The following is a 22,850-nucleotide window of genomic DNA, read 5'->3' as shown; positions in this document are numbered from 1 at the left end:
GCCCCGCGGCGGGGCCGCCGGGTTGGGGGGGGGGGGGCGGGCCCCCGGCCGCAGCCCCACCCCCCGGCGCGGGGGTGGCCCCGGCCGCCCCGTCAGCGGTCCAGCGCCCGGGCGATGTCCCGCCACAGGTCGTCGGCGTCCTCGATGCCCACCGACAGCCGGATCGTGCCGCCGGTGATGCCGCTCGCCTTCAGCCGGTCCTCGTCCAACTGGCGGTGCGAGGTGCTCGCGGGGTGCAGCACCAACGTCTCCGTGCCGCCGAGCGACGGCGCGAGCCGGACCAGCTCGACGCCGGTGACGAACTTCCGGCCCGCCTCCACGTCGGCCACGTCGAACGAGAACGAGCTGCCGAAGCCATCCAGGAACCGGGTCGCGACGGCGTGGCTGGGGTGCGCGTCGAGGCCGGGCCAGTGCACCACGCGCACCGCCGGGTGCTCGGCCAGGCGGCGGGCCAGGACGGCGGCGTTCTCCTCGTGCTTGCGGACGCGCAGCGCCAGGGTCCGCAGGCCGCGGATGGTGAGCCAGGCCGCGAACGGGTCCGGGGTCACGCCCAGCTCGACCGAGTGCCGCCAGGTCGAGCGGTAGCGGGCGTCGTCGGCGAACACCGCCACGCCGCCGGTCACGTCGCTGTGCCCGCCGAGGTACTTGGTGGTCGAGTGGACGACCACGTCCGCGCCGTGCTCGATCGGGCGGCACAGCAGCGGTGAGGCGAACGTGTTGTCCACGACCACGAGGACGTCGTCCGGCACGGCGACGGCGAGCGCGGGCAGGTCGCTGACGTGACCGGTGGGGTTGGCGATGGTCTCCAGGTAGAGCACCTTGGTCCCGGGCCGGACCGCCGCGCGCACCTCGTCCGGGTCGTGGCCGCCGACGTAGGTGACCGCGACGCCCCAGCGCTCCTCCAGGTCGCGCAGCAGGGCGAGCGTGCCGCCGTAGAGCGCGTGCTGGGCGATCAGGTGGTCGCCGGACCGGAGGTTCGCGAGCAGCACCGCGTTGATCGCGCCCATCCCCGACGCGGTGGCCAGCGCCGCCGTGCCGCCTTCGAGCGAGGCCACGGCGCCCTCCAGGGCCCGGACGGTCGGGTTGCCGAACCTCGTGTAGACGAACGCGCCGTCCGGCCTGGTCATCGCGTCGGCGAGGGCGTCGAGGTCGTCGAACGCGAAGCTGGAGGTCTGGTAGAGCGGCACGGACAGGGGCGTGCTGGTCAACGCGGGGACCGAGGTGCGGGCAACGCGGGTGTCGGCATGCATGGGACGAGCATGATTCAGGAAGTGGTATGTCTTTAGAGCCAATTCGCCTAGATTGGTCTCATCATGAAGCCAATCTCCGTGGACGACCTGGCGGGCCGGCTCGGGCGCTGGTCCGCCGGCCGGGGCTCGCTGTACCTGCTGCTGGCGGCGCGCCTGCGCGAACTGGTCGACGAGGGCCTGCTGCCGCCGGGGACCGTGCTGCCGCCGGACCGGTCGCTGGCGTCGGGTCTCGCGGTCGGGCGGACGACCGTGATCGCGGCGTACGACCTGCTGCGGGAGGAAGGCCGGTTGACCCGGCGGCGCGGCAGCGGCACGTGGGTGTCGTCGGGTGGTCGTGCGGCGGCCCGCGAGGAGACCGCGAACCCGATGTTCGTGAACCTGCTGGAGCCGCCCGACGGCGTGCTCCAGTTCGCCTGCGCCGGGCCGATGGCGCCGCCCGACCGGCTGGTGCGGGCCCAGCGGCGGGCGGTGGAGCGGTTGGCCGGCGAGGACCTGGGCTACCACCCGTCCGGGCTCCCGGCGCTGCGCGCGGCGCTGGCCGACCGGTACCGCGACCTCGGCGTGCCGACGACCGCGGGTCAGATCCTGGTGACGACGGGGGCGCAGCAGGCGTTGGCGCTGCTGACGCGCGCTCTCGTGCGGCCGGGTGACGAGGTGCTGGTGGAGGCGCCGACCTACCCCGGCGCGCTGGACCTGTTCCGGGAGGTCGGCGCGGTCGTCCGCGCGGACGACGACCTCGCGGGCGCGCTCGCGCGTTTCACACCGGCGTTGGTGTACGCGATGCCCGCGTTCCGCAATCCCACCGGCTCGTCCCTGAGCCCGTTGGCACGCGCGCGCCTCACGAGGGCGGCCGGCGACGTGCCGCTGGTGTTCGACGAGGTGCTGGCCGACCTGGACCTGAGCGGCGCGCCGGCGTCGCCGCCCACTCCCGGCGCGATCACGGTGGGGTCGCTGAGCAAGGTGGTGTGGGGCGGGTTGCGGGTCGGCTGGGTGCGGGCCGACGCGGCGCTCGTCGCCCGGCTGGCCCGGTTCAAGGCGGTGCACGACCTGGGCAGCGCGGTGCTGGACCAGTGGGCGGCGGTGGAGCTGCTGGCGGACTTCGCGGCGGTGCGGTCGGAGCGCGTCACGGCGTTGCGGCGGCAGCACGACCACCTGTGCGCGCGGGTGCGCGAGGAGCTGCCGGAGTGGGAGTTCACGCCCGCCGAGGGCGGCCAGACGCTGTGGGTGCGGCTGCCCGACGCGGACGCCGCCTCGTACGCCCAGGTGGCGTTGCGGCACGGGGTCGCCGTGCTGCCCGGGGGTTCGCTGGACCCGACGGGCGGCAGCGCCGACCGGCTGCGGCTGCCGTTCACCGCCGAACCGCCGGTGATCAGCGCCGCCGTCGCCGCGTTGGCCGCCGCGTGGCGCGCCTTCGCCGCCGAGTCGACCCGCCGGCCGCTCGTGCCGTCCATGTCGGTGTAGGAACGGCCGGCGCCACCGTGGCCGCGGCGGCGCCGGCCAAGCCTCGTCGGACCTCGTCGGACGTGCGGCTCGAGCCTACGGCCGGCGCCCCAGCCGGGACCTCTCGCGGATTGCCCGTTCGGTCAGGACCCGGCGTAGCGGCCTGCGTCGAGGCGGTTGCGCCCGCCGACCTCGCGACGCGTGGTGGACCGGGTGCTCGTCGCCGCGCGACGAGCGCTGTCGGGCGCTCCCCGTCGTCAGGAGATGCCGCCGTCGCAGCCCGCGTCCCGGACACCGCCCTGGATCCAGGGCAGGTTCACCTTCCGGAACGCGATCGAGCGGTGCGAGGACGAGCTCGCCGAGGTGTTCTCGTTGACCTCGATCAACGCCCCGACGTGGTAGTCGGCGGTCTTGACGATGCTGGAGTAGCCGCCCTCGCGGTAGCTGCCGCCCTCGTCGGGCAGCGGCGCGTCGGAGAACGGTCGGCTGTAGGCCCACGTGCGGCCCTCGTCCTCGCTCATCCGGATCCGCATCTTGGTGCGGGTCTCGGTGCTGGCGGAGTTCACGAACGCGAGCCGGGCGGGCGCGTCGGCGTTGTAGCGCATGGTCGAGCCCTCGTTCACCGGGTCGAGCAGGCAGCTCGCCGCGGCGAACGGCCGGAAGCCGTTCTCGATCGTCCCCCGGGTGACCCAGCGCCGTTCCTGGATCTCCGCGGTCGCGGAGGTCGGCCGGTCGTTGCGGTACAGCTCGCCGTTGGCCAGCTCCAGCACGGTGGACTCGCCGGTCTGCTCCATCGACGCGCCCGCCGTGGTGCGCAGCGGCGCCGACTTCCACGTCACACCGTGGTCGTCGCTGTAGAGGTTGCGGTGCTGCGCGGGGATCACCAGGCGGCCGGCGTCGCGGTAGGTGGTCTGGATGCCGACGCCGGGGCCGACCGCGTCCCAGTTCCAGCTCCGGCCGTCGGCCAGGGTCCGGGGCTTGAGGGTGGCGGACATGTTCGTCGGTGACGCCCAGGTGTTGCCGTTGTCGGTGCTGGAGGTCAGCCACACCTGCCGGTCGTCCCACGAGTCGACGGGCGAGTGTCCCTCGGGCTGGTGGTTGAGGAACAGCCAGATCCTGTTGTTGCCGCGGTCGACCACGGCGGTCGGGTTGCCCCACGTGCCCTGGCCGGCGCCCACCACCTCGCGCAGGTTCGACCAGGTCGCGCCGTTGTCGTCGGACACCTTGTAGACCAGGTTGATGTTGCCGAAGTCGGCGTTGCCCGCCGCACGCCCCTCGACGAACGCGATGAGCCGGTTGGTGTTCGTGCGGATCAACGACGGGATGCGGAACGAGTGGTACCTGATCCCGTTGAGCACGTCGTCGCCACCGCCGTCGAAGATGACCTTCTCGGAGTGCGACTGCGCGGCCGCGGCCTGGTGGCCCGACACGGGCGCCGAGGTGGCGACCAGCAAGGCGACGACGACACCGCAGATCCGCAACAGCGACACCCTGGCACTCCCCCGGCTCGGACGAAACTTCCGACCCAACGTAGCCACGGTTACGAAAAATCGTAACCACGCGAGGTTGGCCACGACGTGAACGGCGCGTGACGACGCCAGCCGCCCGCCACGGGTGGGCGAGCGGCCGGCGTCGGACGCGGGGTGCGGGGCCGCCCGGTGTCGTAGGCGGCCCCGCGGCATCACCGGAACAGGCGCAGTGGCACGGCCTCCGCCATCGCGGCCATGCCGGCGTCGTTCGGGTGGAGGTGGTCGCCGCTGTCGTAGGCGGGCAGCAGGCGGTCGGGTTGCCCGGGGTCGCGCAGGGCCCGGTCGAAGTCGATCACGCCGTCGTACTCGCCGCCGGTGCGGATCCAGTGGTTCACGGTCTGCCGCGCGGCCTCGTTCTCCGGGCTGAAGAAGCCGAACGTGTCGTCGCGGAACGGCGTGATGGTGCCGCCGTGGATGCGCAGGCCCTGCGCGTGGGCACGGGCGATGAGCTGCCGGTGCGCGCCGATGATGTCCTGCGCGGTCACCTTCTCCGACAGCGGCGCGCTCGTGCCGGGGTGGCCGAGGTCGTTGACGCCGAGCAGCACGACGACGTGCCCGACACCGGGCTGGGCCAGCACGTCCCGGTCGAAGCGGCGCAGCGCTGCCTGCCCGAAGTACGCCGCGTAGCCCTCCGCCGGGTGCCCGACCGGCGGGTTGGGGTCGTGCAGCAGCCGGTTGCCGCTGATGCCCGCGTTCACCACGCCGAGGTGCCGCAGGCTTCGCTCGGCGGAGAACCGGCGGGCGAGGACGTCGGGCCAACGGCGGTTCGCGCCACGCGTGGTCTCCGCGCCGTCGGTGATCGAGTCGCCGAAGGCAACCACGGTCGAGCCGCGCTTGCCGCCCGTGACGCTGACGCCGGTGAGGAAGTGCCACTTGCCGAGCACGGCGGTCGGCGTGATCTCCGTGCGGCCGGTGACGTTGCCCGCCGCGACGTACCCGTCCTGGTACGGGAACGCGTGCACGGTGTTGCCCGCCGTGCGCCGCGGCAGGTGGATGCTGACCACGAGGTCGGAGTCTGCCGCGACGGGCAGCGCCACCGGGTCGCTGAGCAGCGGCGTGCCGGGCGGCAGGGTCGCGGACGGGCGCCCGCCGAACGTCAGCCGCCGGTCGCTGCCGGGCTCGATCGCCGAACCCCCGCCGGCCCGCCGTGCGACGTGCGCCTCGCCGATCACCAGCGGTTCGGCGCCGAACTCGTTGGACAGCCGCACGCGGACCGTGCCGCCGCCGACGCTCAGGTGCACGACCTGGCGCAGCGTCTGGTCCTCGAACGACGTCGTGTCCGAGGCGGGCACGGTGGTGGGCGAGGTCGCCCACGCCCCGACCCAGGTCGGCCGCGGTGACGCGGCGGCCGCGGTCGGCAGCAGGAGCAGCAGGGCGGTCAACGCCGCCGTCGTGGTGCGCTTCACGGTCGACCCCTTCAGCGGCGCGCGGGCCGGTCGAAGCGCCAGCCGTCGGCGCGCAGTTCGGGGATCAGCCTGGCCACCGCGTCCACGGTCTGGCCGCGCTCGTTCGGGCCGTCGTGCATCAGGACGACGGCGCCGTCGGTGAGGCCGTCCTTCACCCGGCGCACCAGCTCGTCCACGCCCGGCGGCTCCCAGTCGCCGATGGCGAGCTTCCAGCCGAGCGAGGTCATGCCGAGCTTGGCCGCGACCTGCGGGCTCTGCCCCCAGCTGCCGTAGGGCGCGCGGAAGTAGCGGATGGGCGCGCCCGGCGCGGCGCGGTGGATCGCGGCGCTGGTCTGCCTCAGGTCGGCCTCGATCTGCTCGGGCGTCCACTCGCCCATGTTGTCGTGGTGCATGCTGTGGTTGCAGAGGATGTGCCCGCCCGCGACGATCTTGCGCACCAGCTGCGGGTTCGCCTCGACGTAGTCGCCCCAGAGGCAGAACACGGCCTTGACGTGGTGGCGGCGCAGCACTTCCAGCAGGCGCGGCGTGTCGGCCGGGTTGGGGCCGTCGTCGAAGGTGAACGCGACCGTGCGGCCACCGTGCTTGGTGGAGTCGACGATCACCGGCTCGGCCGCGCTCGCCGGCGCCGAGCTCAGGCCGAGCACCAGGCCAGTGGTCAACAGCACCGTTCTCCACCGCATCGCGAAACCCCTTCCGTCGGACGAGCGCTGTCACTATCAGGTCGGGATCAACCCACCTACCAGACGTTTCGCGGAAGTTTCGAGTCTCAACTGGCTTGCGCCGCAACGGGAATCCGGCGGCTCAGCCGGGCTGGTTGGTGGCGATCACCACCGCGGCCCGCGTGTCCCAACCCAGGGACGCGTAGAGCGCCTGCCCCGCCACGCCGGCGAGCAGGATGCCGTGGTGCGCGCCGCGGGCGACCGCCTCCTCGGCCAGGGTGGCCATCACCAGGCTGCCCAGGCCACGGCGGCGGTGGGCCGAGGCGGTCTCGATCCGGTCGAAGACGGCGTCCCGGTCGGTGACGGCCACCTGACCGCTCGCGGCCTGCTCGTCGGACTCGTGCCGGACGTCGGCCACGACGACTTCCGCCTCCGACGTGGCGATCCGGTAGTGCGCCGGGACCGTGCGGCGCGGGTGGTCGGCCAGCGAACGGGTCATCAGCCACTCGCGCGCGGTCTTGAGGTGCAGACCGGCGTGGCGCAGCACCTCTTCGACCTCGTCGGGCCGCGTGGTGGGGACGGTCAGCCAGGTCGCCTCCTCGGCGGCGACGGCCTCGTCGGCCAGGGCGCGCAGGCCGGTGACGTCGTCCGGGCGCAGGGCGATGATCTCCCGGTGGCGGCCGGGGCGGTGCTGGAGCAGGTGCAGGGCGTCGCCGGTGTCCCGTGGCGCGGCCCAGCCGCGGCTCACGCTCCACCCCTTCTCCCAGCGGCGGACCAGGTCGGTGAGGCTCGTGCCCGTGGCGGTCGAACTCGTCGTCATTGTTGCCACGTTATGGCAATAGTCCGGGCGACCGCGCCCGATTTCGGCGGAGGGCGTCGAACGACGGCCGGGTGGCGGATTTACATCGTTGATACAACGTTGAAAAACTGGGTCCGCCGCCCAAGTCGACGACGACCGGGAGCCGACCATGTCCATGCGACGTCGCACGTTCCTCACCGCCGGCGCCGTGACGGCCCTCGGCGCGGCAGTGCGGCCGGCCGAGGCCGCCGCGCAGGCCGGCCCGTGGTACCCGCCTCACCGCGCGCCGCTGCGGCCGGCCGCTTTCCTCCGGCTGCCGCCGGGCGCGGTGCGTCCGCGCGGCTGGTTGGCGACCCAGCTGGACAAGCAGCTCGACGGCCTGAACGGGCGCCTCCAGGAGGTCTCGCACTTCCTGCGCTTCGACGCCACCGGGTGGGTGCGCCCCGAGCTGGGCGGCTGGGAGGAAGTGCCGTACTGGCTGCGGGGGTACGGCGACCTCGGCTACGTCACCGGGGACGCGCGCGTCCTGCGCGACGCGGAGCGGTGGATCGAGGCGGTGCTCGCGACGCAGGCGGCGGACGGGTTCTTCGGCCCGTCGGCGCTGCGCGGCTCGCTCAACGGCCACGCCGACCTGTGGCCGCACATGCCGATGCTGCACGCCCTGCGGTCGTGGGCGGAGTTCCACGAGGACACCAGGGTCGACCGGGCGCTGACCCGGTTCTTCGCCTTCACCGCGCGACAGCCCGACGCCGTGTTCGCCGACGGTTGGGGCGCCACGCGCTGGGGTGACGCGATGGACGTGGTGCTGTGGCTCTACAACCGCACCGGCGACGCCTCGCTGCTCGACCTGACCCGGCGCGTCCACCGGCACTCGGCGGACTGGGTCGGCGGCCTGCCGACCCTGCACAACGTGAACATCGCCCAGGGGTTCCGCGAGCCGGCGCAGTTCTCCGTGCTCTCCGGCGACGACGGCGACCGCGCGGCGGCCTACCGCAACTACGACACCGTGATGCGCCGGTACGGGCAGTTCCCGGGCGGCGGGTTCGCGGGCGACGAGAACGCCCGCCCCGGCTACGGCGACCCCAGGCAGGGCTTCGAGACCTGCGGCGTGGTCGAGTACATGGGCAGCCACGAGCTGCTCACCCGGTTGACCGGCGACGCGGTGTGGGCCGACCGCACCGAGGACCTGGCGTTCAACCTCCTGCCCGCCTCGCTCGACCCGTCCGGGCGGGTGGCGCACTACGTCACGCCCGCCAACGTCGTGCGGCTGGACGACGTGCCCAAGCGCCGCCGCCAGTTCCAGAACGGCTTCGCGATGCTGGCCTACAAACCGGGCGTCGACCAGTACCGCTGCTGCCCCCACAACTACGGCCAGGGCTGGCCGTACTTCGTGGAGGAGATGTGGCTGGCCACCGGCGACGGCGGGGTGGCGGCGGCGTTGTACGGGCCCTCGACGGTCACGGTGAAGGTCGCCGACGGCACCCCGGTCACGATCACGGAGGACACCGCCTACCCGTTCGGCGACACCATCACCTTCCGGGTCGCCACGCCCCGCCCGCTCGCGTTCGGGTTCACCGTGCGGATCCCGGGGTGGTGCTCCTCCCCCGTGCTGACGGTCGACGGCTCGCCGGTGGCCGTCCAGGGCGGTCCCCGCTTCGCCACCGTCCGCCGGACGTGGTCCGACGGCGACGTGCTCGTGCTGCGGCTGCCGATGGCCCCGCGCACGCGGACGTGGCCGGACAACCACGGCGCGGTCTCCGTCGAGTACGGCGCGCTGACGTTCTCGCTGCGCGTCGACGAGCGCTGGACCCGCTACGGCGGCACGGACGCGTGGCCCGAGTACGCGGTCGAGGCGGCCTCGGCCTGGAACGTCGGCCTGGTGCCCGGCCAGCCCGTCTCGGTGGCGACCGGTGGCGGCGACGTCGACGATCCCTTCACCGTCGCGAACGCGCCCGTCAGGCTCACCGCGAAGGCGCAGGAGATCACCGACTGGACCGCGGACGGCGAGCACGTCGTCGGCACGTTGAGCGACAGCCCCGTGGCGACGACCGCGCCGGTCCGCGACGTCACGCTGATCCCCGCCGGCGCGGCGCGTCTCCGGATCACCTCGTTCCCGCGGACCGGCGGGTCACGAGGCTGGGGCACGCCGGGCGTGGTGCTGCGCGTGCAGAACAAGCACAGCGGCAAGGTGCTCGCGGTGGCCGGCGCGTCGACCGCGAACTCGGCAGGGGTCGTGCAGTTCGCCGACACCGGCGCCGCCGACCACCGCTGGCGTCTGGTGGACCAGGGGAACGGCCTGGTGAAGGTGCGCAACGAGCACTCGGGCAAGGTGCTCGGCGTCGACGGCATGTCCACCGCGAACTCCGCACGGGTGGTGCAGTACGACGACAACGGCACCCGCGACCACCTGTGGGAGCTGCTGGACGACGGCGCCGGCTGGTTCCGGCTGCGCAACGTCAACTCCGGCAAGGTGCTCGGCGTCGACCTGATGTCCACTGCGGACTCGGCGCGAGTGGTGCAGTACGACGACAACGGCACCGCCGACCACCTGTGGCGGGTCGTCCCCGAAGGCACGGTGAAGATCCAGAACCTCAACTCGACCAAGGTCCTCGCCGTGGACGGGATGTCGACCGCGGACTCCGCGCGCGTCGTGCAGTTCGCCGACACCGGCACCGCCGACCACCGCTGGCAGTTCCTGCCCGAGGCCGACGGCTGCTTCCGCATCCGCAACGCCCACTCCGGCAAGGTGCTGGGCGTGGACCGGATGTCGACCGCCGACTCGGCGATCGTGGTGCAGTTCGCCGACAACGGCACGGCCGACCACCTGTGGCGGCTCCGGGCGAGCACGGACGGGCTGTGGCGGATCCGGAACGAGCACTCGGGCAAGGTGCTCGGGGTCGACCGCATGTCCTACGACGATTCGGCCCAGGTGGTCCAGTTCGGCGACACGGGCACCCCCGACCACCTGTGGCGGCTGCTGCCGGCGTGATGCAATCTCCGCGTGACGACGATCGACCAGCTGCGCAAGACCGCGCGGTCTCTGCCCGAGGTGGCCGCGGACGGCCGGGCGTTCACCGTGCGGGGCACGCGGTTCGCCTCGGTGGACGAGCACGACCGCGTCCACCTCCACCTGCCCGCCGCGGACGTGGACGCGGTCCTGGCGGCGCACCCGACCGCCGAGCGCCTGGCCGGCGGCGTGCGCGTCCCGCTCGGTGACGTCGACGGGCAGCGGCTCGACCACTGGGTGCGACGGGCGTGGCTGTCGCGGGCACCGGAGGATCTCGCGGCGCGGGCCGCCGGGGCCGAGACCGCCGAGCCGGGCGAGGTCGGCGACCTGCCCAAGGGCATCGGACGACCCGCCACGCGGGCGCTCACCGCCATCGGCGTCACCACGCTCGCCCAGGTCGACCGGTTGAGCGACGCCGAGCTGCTGGCCGTGCACGGCGTCGGACCGAAGGCCGTCCGGGTGCTCCGCGAAGCGCTCGACCGCTGAACGGCCTGCCTCAGAACGTGTAGTTCACCACGAACGCCGGGTGGTCGGTGCGGTACATGGCGTACTCCTGCGTCGACACGAACGTCAGCGTGCGGGCGATGACGTGCTGCACGTCGCCGTCGCCCTTGCGGAACCAGCCCGACGGCACGCAGTTCTGCGCGTTGGTCGCCGAACCCGGGCTGTACTTGAGGTTCAGGTCGCCCAGGACCACGTGCCTGGTCGTGGCGGAGCCGGTCGGGTCGTAGCCCAGCACGATCGCGGGCACGAGTTCCTTGCACTGCGCCAGCGCCACGGTGCCGGTCGTGCTCAGGTGCGTGGTGCAGGCGGTGAACGCGCGCACCTCGCTCAGCGCGCACGCCCAGGCCCGGACCTCGGTGCCGCTGTCCTGCGCGGTGTACACGCCGTGGCCGCTGGTCCGGATGCCTTCCTTGACGATGATCCCGCTGCCGTAGGCGCCCCGGCCGTCGGTGCACTCGATGTTCGCGCCCGTGGTCTTCCGGCGCGCGAACGCGAACTGGTACTCGGCGATCGCGCCCACGGCGGCGGTCAGCCGGGGCAGGTCGGACAGGCACACCTCGTTCACCGACACCACGTCCGGCACGCGGCGCTGGATCATCGTCACGGCCTCGCCCACGGCCAGCCCGTCCTGGTAGCACCCAGCGACGCCGCTGTTGCACAGGTTCAGCTGCAAGACCTTGAACGCGGTCGCGGCGGTGGCGGGCGCCGTCACCAGCCCGCAGAGCAGGAACACGGCCAGGACGAGGCCGGCGGTGCGGCGTGGGAGGCCCATGTCGACCATGCTCACACGGCAAACGCGCCGTGACCAGGGTTGATACCTTCCTCGCATGGCGTTCACGCTGGAGCAGCTACGGGGCTTCGTAGCCGTCGCCGAGGAGTTGCACTTCAGCCGTGCCGCCGCCCGGCTGGCGATGACGCAGCCGCCGCTGAGCAGGCAGATCCAGAAGCTGGAGCGGTCGGTCGGCGCGCGGCTGCTGATCCGCGACAACCGGCGGGTCACGCTCACCGCGGCGGGCGAGGTGTTCCTGGTCGAGGCGCGGCGGCTGCTGTCGCTGGCCGAGACCGCGCCGGAGCTGGCCCGGCGGGTGTCGTCGGGGTCGAGCGGCGTGGTGCGGGTCGGGTTCACCGCGGCGGCCACCTACGGCATCCTCGGCCGGCTGCTGGACGACATCGCCGCGCAGCTGCCGGACGTGGACGTGGAGCTGGTCGAGCTGGTCACCCGGGAGCAGGTGTCCGCGCTGGTGAACGAGGAGATCGACCTCGGGCTCGGCCGGCCGCCGTTCGACGACTCGACCTTCGGCTCACGGCTGCTGCACCGGGAAGGGCTGCTGGTCGCCGTGCCCGCCGGCCACCCCCTGGCGGCGCTGGGACGTGACGCGACGGCCGCCGACGTGGTCCGCGAGCCGGTCGTCATGCACTCGCCCACCGACGCGCGCTACTTCTACGACCTGGTCGTGCGCACGGTGCCGATCGCGTCGGAGAACACGGTGCACACGGTCAGCCAGGTGCTCACCATGCTGTGGCTGGTCGCGGCCGGCCGGGGTGTCGCGTTCGTGCCGGAGTCGGCGGCGCGGCTGCGCATCGACGGCGTCGAGTTCGCCCGGCTGGCGACCGCGGTGCCCGAGCCGGTGGAACTGCACCTGCTGTGGTTGAAGGCTTCGGCCAACCCGGCGCTGTGGCGGACGTTGAGCGTCCTGGAGGGCCGCACGCCGTTCGAGTGATGCCCTCCGGGTATTGCGCAATGCTAAATAACTCTTGGACAAGCATCACTCCTGGTCCATACGGTGGAGCCGTGACGAACCCCGCCGCTCTCGCCGACCGACTCGCCTCCGGGCTGCTGTCCTTCCCGGTCACCCACTTCGACGCCGACCTGCGGTTCGACGAGCACCGCTACCGCGAGCACCTGGCCTGGCAGGCGAGCTTCGACGTGGCGGGCCTGTTCGCCGCGGGCGGCACGGGCGAGGGGTTCTCGCTGACGCCCGCCGAGCTGGACCAGGTGGTCCGCGTCGCCGTGGACGAGGTGGGCGGCAAGGTGCCCGTCGTGGCGCCGGCGACCGGCGCCACCGCCGTGTCGGTGGCGCAGGCGCGTGCCGCCGAGGCCGCGGGCGCCTCCGGCGTGCTGCTGTTCCCGCCCTACCTCACCGAGGCCGGTCAACGCGGCCTGGTCGAGCACGTCTCCGCGGTGTGCCGGGCCACCGGGCTCGGCGTGATCGTCTACAGCCGGGCCAACGCCGTGCTGACCGACGCGACGGTCGCCGAGCTGGCCGACCGCAACCCCAACCTGATCGGGCTCAAGGACGGCGTCGGCGACGTCGAGCAGCTGACCCGCACCTACGCCCGCGTCGGCGACCGGCTGATCTACATCGGCGGCCTGCCGACCGCGGAGACGTTCGCCCTGCCGCTGCTGCAGCTCGGCGTCACCACGTACTCCTCCGCGCTGTTCAACTTCGTGCCCGAGTTCGCCCTCGAGTTCTACGCCGCCGTCCGCGCTCAGGACCGGACCGCCGTGTACGGGATGCTGCGCGACTTCGTGATCCCCTACCTGGACCTGCGCGACCGGGAGCGCGGGTACGCGGTGTCGATCGTCAAGGCCGGGCTGACCGCCGTGGGCCGCGACGGCGGCCCGGTGCGCCCGCCGTTGACCGACCTGACCGACGACGAGCGCGCCCGCCTCACCGCCCTGGTCCGGCAGCTCGCCTGATCGCCCGCGCCCGAGGAGAAGGAGCCCGATGTCCCCCAGTCCCGACCGGATCACGTCGATCACGCTGTCCTCGGTGACCCTGCCGCTGCCGACCGCGATCAGCGACGCCAAGGTGTTCACCGGCAGGCAGCGGCCGATGACCGAGGTCGCGATGCTCTTCGCCGAGATCCGCACCGAGGCCGGGCTGGAGGGCGTCGGGTTCGGCTACAGCAAGCGCGCCGGCGGGCCCGCCCAGTTCGCGCACGCCCGCGAGGTCGCGCCCGACCTGATCGGCGAGGACCCCAACGACATCGGCCGGCTGTGGACCAAGCTGGTCTGGGCCGGCGCGTCGGTCGGGCGCAGCGGCGCGGCCACCCAGGCGCTGGCCGCGTTCGACATCGCGCTGTGGGACCTCAAGGCCAAGCGCGCGAACCTGCCGCTGGCCAAGCTGCTCGGCGCGCACCGCGACTCCGTCCGTTGCTACAACACCTCCGGCGGGTTCCTGCACGAGACCGTCGAGCAGATCAAGGACAACGCGACCCGCACGCTGGAGTCCGGCGTCGGCGGCATCAAGATCAAGGTGGGCCTGCCGGACCGGGCGGAGGACCTGCGCCGGGTCGCCGCCGTCCGCGAGCACCTCGGCGACGGCGTGCCGCTGATGGTCGACGCCAACCAGCAGTGGGACCGGCCCACCGCGATGCGGGTCGGCCGGGCGCTGGAGGAGTTCGACCTGGTGTGGATCGAGGAGCCGCTGGACGCCTACGACGTCGAGGGGCACGCGGAGCTGGCCCGGTCGCTGACCACGGCCGTCGCCTCCGGCGAGATGCTGACCAGCGTCGGCGAGCACTACGAGCTGATCCGGGCCGGCGCCGTGGACGTGCTGCAACCGGACGCGCCGCGCGTCGGCGGGATCACCCAGTTCCTCAAGCTCGCCACGCTCGCCGACCACCACCACCTCCAACTCGCGCCCCACTTCGCCATGGAGATCCACGTCCACCTCGCCGCCGCCTACCCGCGCGAGCCGTGGGTCGAGCACTTCGACTGGCTGCACCCGCTGTTCGACGAACGGCTGGAGATCCGGGACGGCCGGATGCACCTGTCCGACCGGCCAGGCCTCGGCGTCACCCTCAGCGACCAGGCCCGCGCCTGGACCGTCGAGACCGCGAAGGTCGGCTCGCCCCGGTGACGGGCGCCCGCGGGTGAACGCGGTCCTGTCGGGTTTCGCCACCCTCGTCGCGGTGATCGCGGTCGGCTGGATCGCCGGCCGCGCCCGCGTGCTCGGCGAGGGCGCGGCCGGCGTGCTGTCCCGGCTGTCGTACTTCATCGCCACGCCGGCGTTGCTGCTGCTGACCCTCGCCGACGCGGACCCGTCCGTGATGCTGTCCCCCACCCTGGTGGCCACGGCGGGCAGCGCGGTGGTGTGCGCGCTGGTCTACCTCGTCGTCGCGTGGTGGCGCTGGCGGCCGCGCGCCGGCCACCTGGCCACCGGCGCGCTCGCCACGTCCTACGTCAACGCGGGCAACCTCGGCATCGCCATCGCGGTGTACGTGCTCGGCGACGCCTCCCTGGTGGCGCCGGTGCTGCTGTTCCAGGTGCTGGTGCTGGCGCCGATCGGGCTGACGGTGCTGGCCGCGTCACGCGACGCGGGCCCTGGCGGGCCGTCGCGGGCCCACCTGCTGACGCAGCCGTTCCGCACGCCGCTGGTGATCGGCTGCGCCCTGGGCCTGGCGCTGTCCGCGCTCGACTGGATGCCGCCCGCCCCGGTGCTGCGGCCGGTCGAGCTGCTCGCCGACCTCGCCGTCCCGGCCGCCCTGCTCGCCTACGGCGCGAGCCTGCACGGCGCGCCGCGCCCGGCCTCCGGCGGCACGGCGGGCCAGGTGTGGCTGGTGGTCGCGCTGAAGACCGCGGCGCAGCCCGTGCTGGCCTACGCCCTCGGCCGCTGGGTGCTCCACCTTGACGACCCGGCGCTGCTCGCCGTCACCATCGCCTCGGCGCTGCCCACCGCGCAGAACGTGTTCGTCTACGCCACGGCCTACGACCGGGGCACCGAACTGGCCCGGGACGCCGTGCTGATCACCACCGTCCTCTCGGTGCCGGTCCTCGCCGGGATCGCCGTCGCGCTCGGCTGAGCCTCACCGCCGTGGCGTGACCGAGGACGCCACGACGAGCGGTGCGAGCTGGACCCAGTCGACGTTCGGGCCCCAGGCGGCCGGGTTGCCGAACGTGAGCGCGCCGTCGTCGGTGACCAGGTCGAGCGGCGAGGTCTCCGGCCAGAAGCCGTCCCAGGTGTAGTTGTGGCGGTACGGCGCGCTCGTGGCGTGGCCGCCTTCCTCGGTGGCGACGAGCGTCCGGGTGATGGTGTCGGTGTTGTACGGGTGGCCGGTGTTCTTCTCGGCCTGCGCGTAGGCGACGGTCAGGTTGTACTGGCCGGCCACGAACCCGGCCGGGCGCGGGATGGTCAGCGTGCCGCCGTGGCCCAGCCGGCCGACGTACGAGCCGCCGGAGGCCCACGGCCCGGAGGTCACCACCGCTCCCCCGTCGAGCCGACCGGACTCGGCCTCCACGCGGACCGCACGAGCGTCGGACGCCGCGTCGCGGACGGAGGTCAGCGTGCCGAGCACGAGCGGTGCGCGGCTCTCGTTCGACAGGACGACCTCGGTGACGCCGGCCTTGAGGTGGGCCGTGACGCGGCCGGTCCACGCGCCGGGCCGGTCGGCGGTCAGGTCGCGCACCCGTCGTCCGGACAGGGCGAGGCCGAGCGCGCTGCGGCCGGAGCCGAGCCACGTGGTGGACAGCTCGTGGTAGCCGTCCTCGGCAGCGGACACGTACGTGGTCACGGTGTCGCCGGGGCCGAGGACGACCGCGCCGGGTGCGGCGACCTGGAGCGCACGGGGGCCGCGGTCGACCGTGCCGCCGGACCGGCGCGACTCGGTGAGCGGGTAGACCGTCCTCTCGGGACCGGTGACCTCGGTCAGGTCGAACCGGTCCAGCGTGATGTCGGACGGGCCGTCGAGGAAGCCGCCGGGACCGCTGGTGCGCAAGGAGATCCGGTGCCGACCGGCGGTGAGCGTGATCGGCGTGTCGAGTCGGCCGCGGTAGACCCGGTTCAGCGTCGCCGGGAAGGTCAGGTCGCGCACGTGCGCGTCGTCCACGTACAGCGCCTGCCTGCCGACGAACCCGTCGGTGCCGTAGAACACCCCGAGCCGGTACGCGCCGTCCCGCGGCACGTCCACGTCGACCGTGACGCGCGAGGCGGGGTCCTTCATGAAGCCGACGTCCTTGTGGCCGGACGTGGTGTAGCGCTGGGCCATCTCGTCCGAGCCGGAGCCGTCGTCCTGGGTGACGACCACGGCGTGCTCCACCGCGCCCGACTCGGCCTCGTGGCTCGCCTGCCACGGCGCGTCGGCGACCGGCGGCGCGCCGAGGCCCGCCCGGGTGACGACGACCTGGTAGGCGGCCAGCGGGTCGCCGCCGGGCACGGCGATCGTCGCCTTGCCGCCGACCACGCGGACCCTGGCCGCCGCGACCACGGGCGGCTGCCCGGCGTCACCCTCGTAGCCCGACCAGGTGGTCTTGGCGACCCGCACGTCGACCCGGTCGCCGAAGACCCGCCGGTCCAGGCCCGTCACGACGACGTCCACCGCGTTCGCCGTGCCGCCGAGCAGGACGGTCGCCTTGGCGTCGCCCCGGTCGTAGGCGGCCAGGCCCTGCACCGTGTCCCGGGTGCTGGGCCGCGGCGGCGTGGCGCGGACGGTGTCGCCGGACAGGTCGGCGTACCACTTCGTCAGCCACCAGCCGCCGTTGGCGCGGCCGGTCCGCACGGCGTGGTCGCTGAGGTTGCCCGCCATCGTCCAGAACGCCAGCTGGCCGTCGACCTTGGTCTCCTCCAGCATGGCGATCCACTGGACCAGCTGACCGGGCACGGAGGTGTCACGCCGGTTGGAGTACTCGTTGATGTTGATCGGCCGCGGCGCGATGCCGAGTTCCCGTTCGAGCGCCCGGTAGTCCTCGTAGTGCTCGCGGTAGGTGGTCAGGGAGTCGGGGCCGAGCTCGTGCCAGGTGACGACGTCGGGCAGCACGTCGTGGGCCTTGGCGTGGGTGAGCAGGTCGCGCAGGTGGTCCGGGCGGTACCGGGTCTCGCCCGGGCCGGTGATGCGGGCGTCGGGCAGCACGGACCTCACCAGCCGGTAGACCCTGGTCCAGTCGGCCAGGAACCGGTCCTTGTCCGCCGCCCAGTCGCCGTACCAGATCCAGTCCGGCTCGTTGAAGATCGTCCACACGAACCGGTCGCGGTCCGGCCGTGCGGCGACCTTCTCCAGCTGGGGCCGCAACCGCGCGATGTAGTCGTCGATGCCCAGGTCCTGGTAGGGCCAGGCGCTGTAGACGTCCTGCGCGTAGAGGTGCACGTCGGTGCCGCCGGCCGCGAAGTACCCGTCCGCGACCCGCAGCGCGTCGCCGCTCGGGTGCTGCTCGCCGTCCGGCGCCTTCTGCGAGACCGTGCGGGGGCGCATGCCGGCGACGAGGTCGTGCGACGGGACGCCGGGGTCGCCGAGGCCGTAGAGGATGCCGGTGGCGCCGCCGTGGAACGCGCCGGTGGGCGAGTCGAGGTCGACGCGCAGCGTCTCGGTCGACGACTTCCGCGCCGAGACCGCGGTCGAGGTCCCCAGGGCCATCGCGGCGGCGATCGTGCCCGCCAGGAAGGGGTGTCGCATCAACGCTCCTTTTGTCACTTGACGGCGCCGCTGGTGATGCCGGCGAGGATCCGTCGCCGGACGGGCGCCAGGACGGCGACCAGCGGCAGGCTCATCAAGATCACGTAGGCGAAGATCAGGTGCCGGTTTCGGCAGCACGACGCGTCGGAACACCGTGACCGGGCCCGCGCCGTCGAGCCCGGGCCGCGCTGCCCGCCAGGCCGAGCCGGCGCAGCAGCAGCACCACCGTGACGACCGCCGGCGGCAGCACGATCCCGCTGATCCCCAACGCGTGCAGCACCCCGTTGAGCCGGGTGGCGCGGCGGAGGCGACGGGGATCCGTCGGTTCACCGTGCTGTTCCCCCGGTCGGTGGGGTGGCCGGTCCTCGCTCTCCGCCGGGGGCGATCCGGAAGAGCCGCGCGGAGGCGGTGTCCTGGTGGGCGGGCGCCAGGGTCAGCGAGCCGGTGCCCCGGTCCCAGGAGTGGCTCCACGCGGGCAGGTCGCGCGGGTAGAGCACCTCGACGTCGACCGATCGGCCGCGCAGGTGCGGCAGGGACAGCGCCACGTCCGCGCCCGCGCCGTCACGCCGCCACACGGCCACGTGCGTGACGTCACCGGACCGGAGCCCGAGGCTGAGCCACGGATCGCGCCACCCGGGCAGCTCCAGCGGCCACACCGGCGCCGACACCGCCAGGTCCGCGCGGATCTCCCGGAACACCCGCACCGCTTCGCGCACGGACCGCAGCTGGTCGGCGCCCATGAGGTCCAGCCGCCCCGACAGGTAGAGCCGGCCGAGCATCCCCGTGCACACGGTGAAGGCGAACAGCTCGTCCGCCATGTCCGGTTGCGGGTAGGCCCAGCTCGCCGACTGCTCCGGCAGGACCGACATCGGCGCCGACACCGCGATCGGCGGGTAGCGCAAAGGGTCCTGCTGGTCGCTGGTGGACTGCAACTGCATCCGGGACAGCAGCGCGTAGTCCATGCGCATCGCGCCGGACGCGCAGTTCTCCAGGATCAGGTCGGGGTGCCGGTCCAGGAGCCGGTCCAGCCACTCCAGGTGGGCCCGGTTGTGCGCGAGCAGGCCCGCGCCCGCGCTGTCGGCGGCGAAGTCCGTGCCCGGTCCCGGGTCGACGTTGTAGTCGAGCTTGAGGTAGCCGACGCCGAGGTCCTCGACCAGCCGGTCGACCACGTCGTCCAGGTGCGCGATCGCGCGCGGGTGGCGCAGGTCGAGCACGTACCGGTCGTGCTCGACCAGCCGGACGCCGCCGCGTTGGAGGAACGCGGCGGCCGGGAGCTCGTCGGCCAGCGGGCTGCGCACCCCGATCACCTCCGGCTCCAGCCAGAGGCCGGGCACCATGCCCCGCTCCCGGATGCGGGTGAGCACCTCGGCGATGCCGCGCGGGAACCTGGTCTCGGACGGCCGCCACTCGCCGACGGCGTCCCACCAGCTCGTGCCGTTGTCGTACCAGCCGGCGTCGACGCAGAACACCTCCGCGCCGACGTCGGCGGCGGCGTCGACCAGGGGCAGCAGCTTCGCCGTGGTCGGATCGCCCATGAGCGTGTTCATGTAGTCGTTGAACACCACCGGCAGGGCGGACCGGTCGCGGTGAGGGCGGACGAGTTCGCGCCGGTGGGCGGTCAGCGCGGCGATCGCACCGTCCACACCGGACTCGGACACGGCCACCGACGCGGGCACGGTGGTGAACGCCTCGCCGGGCAGCAGGCAGTGCTGCCACTGGTGGTCGACGTCCGTCGGCCCGAGCAACGCCGCGTACGCGCCGTCCAGCCGTTCGCCGACCTCCCACCGCCACGCGCCGTTGTGCTCCACCTGCCACAGCCACGCCTGACCGGTCCGGCGGTCCGCCAGCCCGGCGGTGGGCAGGTGCGTGCCGGTGGACCACGTGCCCGTGCTCACGGCCGCGAACCGACCCCGACCGTGCTGACCGTGCAGCGGGAGGTTGAGGTCGGGGGTCACGCCGTCGCGCAGCGGGTGGCGCGTCCACCGGCCCTCGCCCAGCCACTCGCTCTCGCCGCGCAGCAGGTCGACGTCCCCGACCAGGGCGCCGGGGAAGCCCGCGGCGAACGACGTGACGCCGTGCAGCACCACCGGGACGTCGCCCCGGTTGGTCACGGTGGTGCGGACCTGGCAGGCCGCGACGCCGTCGACCGACCGGAACGACGTCCGCGCGAGCAGCCCGGTCCGCTCGTCGCGCACGTCCACGTGCAGCTCGCTCCACTTGCCGTCACGCGTGCGGGTGGAGCCGGCGTAGACCATGCGCCTGCCGAGCGCCGTGTCGGAGAACCGGTGCGAGGCGCGGGCCCGGCCCTCACCGGCCACCAGCAGCTCCACCAGCGGTTGCGCGGCCCTGGGGTGGTCGGACCGCGGACGGGCGGCCAGCGTGCGGACGCCGACCGGGCCGTCCGGGGACACGTCCACGACGAGTGCCAACGCCGAGTGGCCCCAGACCACGCTCGTGGCGGACTCCGATGAGATCACGGCGCTCCTGTCGTGCGTTCCGACGCGGGTTCCCCGGCTGGTCGAGGGACGCGGCGATCCGGATGAGGTCGATGTCGGGCGCGTCGCCGCTGGAGGGGTTGGCGAACGCGATCGCGTTGACGCCCGCCGTGCCCGAGGCCGTGCAGGCCGCCGACGCGACCACCGCCGCGCACCAGGCGGGTCTCGCCCTCGTCGATCCGATCACCGTCGTCACCTCCAAGTCGCAGGTCGAACTGGTTCATGGAGCGGCGACAGGCCAGCGTTCGTGCTGATCACAGCCATGTGACCGGTCACATCACGACCCCGAGTGTGACCGGTCACACGGACAAGTGAAAAGACCGCGTTACCTTGTTGTGACCAACACTGCGGTGGACAGGTTCTCAACGACCGCGCGGCGGGGCGGTCGACTCGCGCACCACGAGGGACGGCGCGGCGAGGTCGAGGGCGGGCCGCGGCTGGCCCGCCACCTCGGCCACCAGCGCCGTCAGGCACGCGCGGCCCAGCGCCACGAAGTCCATCCGCACCGTGGTGAGCGCGGGCGTCCAGTAGGCCGCGCCGGGCACGTCGTCGAAGCCGATGATGCTGACCTCGCCCGGGACGTCGCGGCCGGATTCGTGCAGGGCGCGGCGGACCGCCATGGCTGTGTCGTCGTTGCCGCACAGGATCGCGGTGACGTCCGGGTCGGCCGCCAGCCGCCGTCCCGCGAGGTAGGCCGACCGCACGTCCCACCCGACGGGCACGACCGGCGGCACCGGCGCGCCCACCTCCCGCAGCGCGTCGCGCCACCCCGTCTGGCGGGCGCTCGTGCCGGTCTCCGACGGGATCGCGACGTGGTGCACCGTGCGGTGGCCCAAGGACAACAGGTACCCGGTCGCGTCGGCGGCGGCCTGCCGTTCGTCGAGGTAGATCATGGCCCGCCCGGTGCCGGCCAGACCTCCCGCCTCGGTCGCCGCCACGGCGGGCACGGCGGCCGGCAGCGCGCGCAGGACGCCCGCGCCGGCGGCGTCGAAGGCGATCACGACGATGCCGCCGGCGTTGGGGTCGCTCACGTACTCGACCGCGTGCCGGACGTCGGCGGGGCGGTCCGACTCGACCACCCGGACGCCGAGCGCGAGCCCTTGCAGGCGCGCGGCCTCCTCGATGCCCCGCAACGTGGCGGCGTACCCGTAGAGCGTGGTGTCGGCGATGACCACCGTGACCGCGCCGGCCCGGCCCGAGCCCAGCGCCCGGGCGGCCCGGTTGGGCCGGTACCCGAGCCGCTCGATCACGTCGAGCACCTGCCGGCGGGTGTCGGGGTTGACGTTGGGCGACTCGTTGAGCACGCGTGACACGGTCTGGTACGAGACACCCGCGGCGGCCGCCACGTCACGGATGCTGGGCGCGGCCTCCCGCCCGCGCTTCCGGGCGGGCAAGCCGGGAGAACGTCCTGTCACCCCGTCATCGTGATCGCCGGCGACGACCACGTCAAAACCACCTCGGGCGGCACACGCTCGTGGTGATCGCGGCTCAGGAGTCGCGGCCGAACCAGTCCAGCACGAGCCTCGCCACCTCGTCCGGCCGGTCGAGGTGCATGAAGTGGCCGGCGTCGGCCACGACCCGCACCGAGGAGCCGTCGGCGAGACCGGTCCGGGCGTCGGCGAAGTGCTCCGGCCTGATGCAGCCGTCGTCCTCGCCGGCGAGCACGAGCATCGGGACGGTGGCCGTCGCCTCGGTCGTGGCGGCCAGTGCGGCGAGGTCCGGGTCGTGCAGCGACCGGTCGAAGTTGCCGCGGTAGATCCGCAGGACGTTGCGCAGCACGGCCGGGTCGCCGTACATCGCGTGCACGCGGGCGCGGTGTTCGCCCGGGTCGAGACCGGGCGACCAGGTCGACCACAGGTAGTCCACCAGGCCGCGGTCGGCCTCCAGCACGGACTCCGCGACACCGGGCACCTGGAACAGCCACAGGTAGAAGAACCGTTGCTGCTGCGCGGGATCGCGGAGCACCGGGCCCAGCGTCCTCGGCGGCGGCACGGCCATGGTGACCGCGTGCCGCACCCGTTCCGGCCACGCCGCCGCCAGCCGGCCCACCACGCCCGCGCCGATGTCGTGCCCGATCAGGTCGATCCCGGCGTCCGGGGACAGGGCCCGCGCGACCGCCTCGGCGTCGGCGGCGAGCGTGATGCCGTCGGCGTAGGTCATCCGGTCCGCGGTCGTCGGGTGGTGGCCGCGCAGGAACGGCGCCACCACCCGGCGGCCGGCGGCGACCAGGTGCTCGGCGAGCGGCCCGAACGTGGCCGGGTGGTCGGGGAACCCGTGCCAGCACACGACCACCGGCCCGTCGCCCGCCGCGAGCGCCGGGAAGTCGAGCCGATCGGTCTCGATCACGATCTCGTCGAAGTCCACGACCT

Annotated in this window: 19 protein-coding genes; 8 read left to right on the top strand and 11 right to left on the bottom strand. The window is 73.6% G+C overall.

Features of this window, described 5'->3' with window-relative positions; translation table 11 throughout:
• Positions 1-92: 92 nt before the first annotated feature.
• Complete coding sequence (locus ABTZ99_RS26590; protein ID WP_499614939.1) at positions 93-1,250, bottom strand: trans-sulfuration enzyme family protein; 1,158 nt, start codon at positions 1,248-1,250, stop codon at positions 93-95.
• 63 nt (positions 1,251-1,313) lie between these two features.
• Between ABTZ99_RS26590 and ABTZ99_RS26585 the strand changes: the two genes are divergently transcribed.
• Entirely contained in the window at positions 1,314-2,711 is a 1,398-nt protein-coding gene (locus ABTZ99_RS26585; RefSeq protein ID WP_498784109.1) for an aminotransferase-like domain-containing protein, read from the top strand.
• Between the two features lie 236 nt (positions 2,712-2,947).
• Here ABTZ99_RS26585 and ABTZ99_RS26580 read toward each other — a convergent pair whose 3' ends face one another.
• The 4 genes from ABTZ99_RS26580 to ABTZ99_RS26565 all read right to left on the bottom strand — a co-directional run bounded on the left by ABTZ99_RS26580 (position 2,948) and on the right by ABTZ99_RS26565 (position 7,104).
• Positions 2,948-4,180 (bottom strand): sialidase family protein, encoded by a 1,233-nt coding sequence (locus ABTZ99_RS26580; RefSeq protein ID WP_499614937.1) that lies wholly within the window; start codon positions 4,178-4,180, stop codon positions 2,948-2,950.
• 191 nt (positions 4,181-4,371) lie between these two features.
• Positions 4,372-5,625, bottom strand: coding sequence for an SGNH/GDSL hydrolase family protein (locus tag ABTZ99_RS26575; RefSeq protein WP_498784107.1), 1,254 nt, complete (start codon positions 5,623-5,625; stop codon positions 4,372-4,374).
• Between the two features lie 11 nt (positions 5,626-5,636).
• Complete coding sequence (locus ABTZ99_RS26570) at positions 5,637-6,305, bottom strand: polysaccharide deacetylase family protein (protein WP_498784105.1); 669 nt, start codon at positions 6,303-6,305, stop codon at positions 5,637-5,639.
• Between the two features lie 121 nt (positions 6,306-6,426).
• Positions 6,427-7,104 carry a GNAT family N-acetyltransferase gene (locus tag ABTZ99_RS26565; RefSeq protein ID WP_499614934.1) on the bottom strand — a complete coding sequence of 226 codons (678 nt, stop codon included), beginning with the start codon at positions 7,102-7,104 and terminating at the stop codon, positions 6,427-6,429.
• Between the two features lie 148 nt (positions 7,105-7,252).
• Here ABTZ99_RS26565 and ABTZ99_RS26560 point away from each other — a divergent pair, with 148 nt between their 5' ends.
• Together ABTZ99_RS26560 and ABTZ99_RS26555 are read left to right on the top strand one after the other, a co-directional pair.
• Positions 7,253-10,072, top strand: coding sequence for an RICIN domain-containing protein (locus ABTZ99_RS26560; protein ID WP_499614932.1), 2,820 nt, complete (start codon positions 7,253-7,255; stop codon positions 10,070-10,072).
• A 12-nt stretch (positions 10,073-10,084) separates the two neighbouring features.
• On the top strand, positions 10,085-10,576 hold the full coding sequence (locus ABTZ99_RS26555) for a hypothetical protein (RefSeq protein WP_499614930.1): 492 nt from the start codon (positions 10,085-10,087) through the stop codon (positions 10,574-10,576).
• Positions 10,577-10,586: 10 nt separating this feature from the next.
• Here the strand turns inward: ABTZ99_RS26555 and ABTZ99_RS26550 are convergent, their stop codons facing one another.
• Positions 10,587-11,366: an endonuclease/exonuclease/phosphatase family protein gene (locus ABTZ99_RS26550; protein ID WP_499614927.1), complete on the bottom strand. Its 780-nt coding sequence runs from the start codon at positions 11,364-11,366 to the stop codon at positions 10,587-10,589.
• 55 nt (positions 11,367-11,421) lie between these two features.
• On the opposite strand from ABTZ99_RS26550, the gene ABTZ99_RS26545 reads away from it, so the two are divergent.
• The 4 genes from ABTZ99_RS26545 (at position 11,422) to ABTZ99_RS26530 (ending at position 15,403) form a co-directional block, all read left to right on the top strand.
• Positions 11,422-12,315 (top strand): LysR substrate-binding domain-containing protein, encoded by an 894-nt coding sequence (locus ABTZ99_RS26545; RefSeq protein WP_498784095.1) that lies wholly within the window; start codon positions 11,422-11,424, stop codon positions 12,313-12,315.
• Between the two features lie 71 nt (positions 12,316-12,386).
• Positions 12,387-13,295 carry a 5-dehydro-4-deoxyglucarate dehydratase gene (gene kdgD, locus ABTZ99_RS26540; protein WP_499614924.1) on the top strand — a complete coding sequence of 303 codons (909 nt, stop codon included), beginning with the start codon at positions 12,387-12,389 and terminating at the stop codon, positions 13,293-13,295.
• 28 nt (positions 13,296-13,323) lie between these two features.
• The gene (locus tag ABTZ99_RS26535; RefSeq protein WP_499614922.1) at positions 13,324-14,460 is read left to right on the top strand and encodes an L-talarate/galactarate dehydratase; all 1,137 of its coding nucleotides are present in this window, start codon (positions 13,324-13,326) and stop codon (positions 14,458-14,460) included.
• Positions 14,461-14,473: 13 nt separating this feature from the next.
• The gene (locus tag ABTZ99_RS26530) at positions 14,474-15,403 is read left to right on the top strand and encodes an AEC family transporter (protein WP_499614919.1); all 930 of its coding nucleotides are present in this window, start codon (positions 14,474-14,476) and stop codon (positions 15,401-15,403) included.
• 3 nt (positions 15,404-15,406) lie between these two features.
• Here ABTZ99_RS26530 and ABTZ99_RS26525 read toward each other — a convergent pair whose 3' ends face one another.
• The 3 genes from ABTZ99_RS26525 to ABTZ99_RS26515 all read right to left on the bottom strand — a co-directional run bounded on the left by ABTZ99_RS26525 (position 15,407) and on the right by ABTZ99_RS26515 (position 20,463).
• The gene (locus tag ABTZ99_RS26525; protein ID WP_499614917.1) at positions 15,407-17,986 is read right to left on the bottom strand and encodes a carbohydrate-binding protein; all 2,580 of its coding nucleotides are present in this window, start codon (positions 17,984-17,986) and stop codon (positions 15,407-15,409) included.
• 115 nt (positions 17,987-18,101) lie between these two features.
• Positions 18,102-18,266, bottom strand: coding sequence for a hypothetical protein (locus ABTZ99_RS26520; protein WP_498784084.1), 165 nt, complete (start codon positions 18,264-18,266; stop codon positions 18,102-18,104).
• A gap of 46 nt (positions 18,267-18,312) precedes the next feature.
• Positions 18,313-20,463, bottom strand: coding sequence for a glycoside hydrolase family 36 protein (locus ABTZ99_RS26515; RefSeq protein ID WP_498784082.1), 2,151 nt, complete (start codon positions 20,461-20,463; stop codon positions 18,313-18,315).
• 62 nt (positions 20,464-20,525) lie between these two features.
• Between ABTZ99_RS26515 and ABTZ99_RS26510 the strand changes: the two genes are divergently transcribed.
• Entirely contained in the window at positions 20,526-20,735 is a 210-nt protein-coding gene (locus ABTZ99_RS26510) for a hypothetical protein (RefSeq protein WP_498784080.1), read from the top strand.
• A 108-nt stretch (positions 20,736-20,843) separates the two neighbouring features.
• On the opposite strand, the gene ABTZ99_RS26505 is transcribed toward ABTZ99_RS26510, so the two are convergent.
• Entirely contained in the window at positions 20,844-21,896 is a 1,053-nt protein-coding gene (locus tag ABTZ99_RS26505; RefSeq protein ID WP_498784079.1) for a LacI family DNA-binding transcriptional regulator, read from the bottom strand.
• A gap of 73 nt (positions 21,897-21,969) precedes the next feature.
• Entirely contained in the window at positions 21,970-22,845 is an 876-nt protein-coding gene (locus ABTZ99_RS26500; protein WP_499614913.1) for an alpha/beta fold hydrolase, read from the bottom strand.
• Positions 22,846-22,850 lie beyond the last annotated feature (5 nt).

The organism is Actinosynnema sp. NPDC002837 (assembly GCF_040295345.1).
Lineage (GTDB): Bacteria > Actinomycetota > Actinomycetes > Mycobacteriales > Pseudonocardiaceae > Actinosynnema.
The sequence above is the reverse complement of the archived record's forward strand: the minus strand, read 5'-3'. Positions and strand labels throughout refer to the sequence as shown.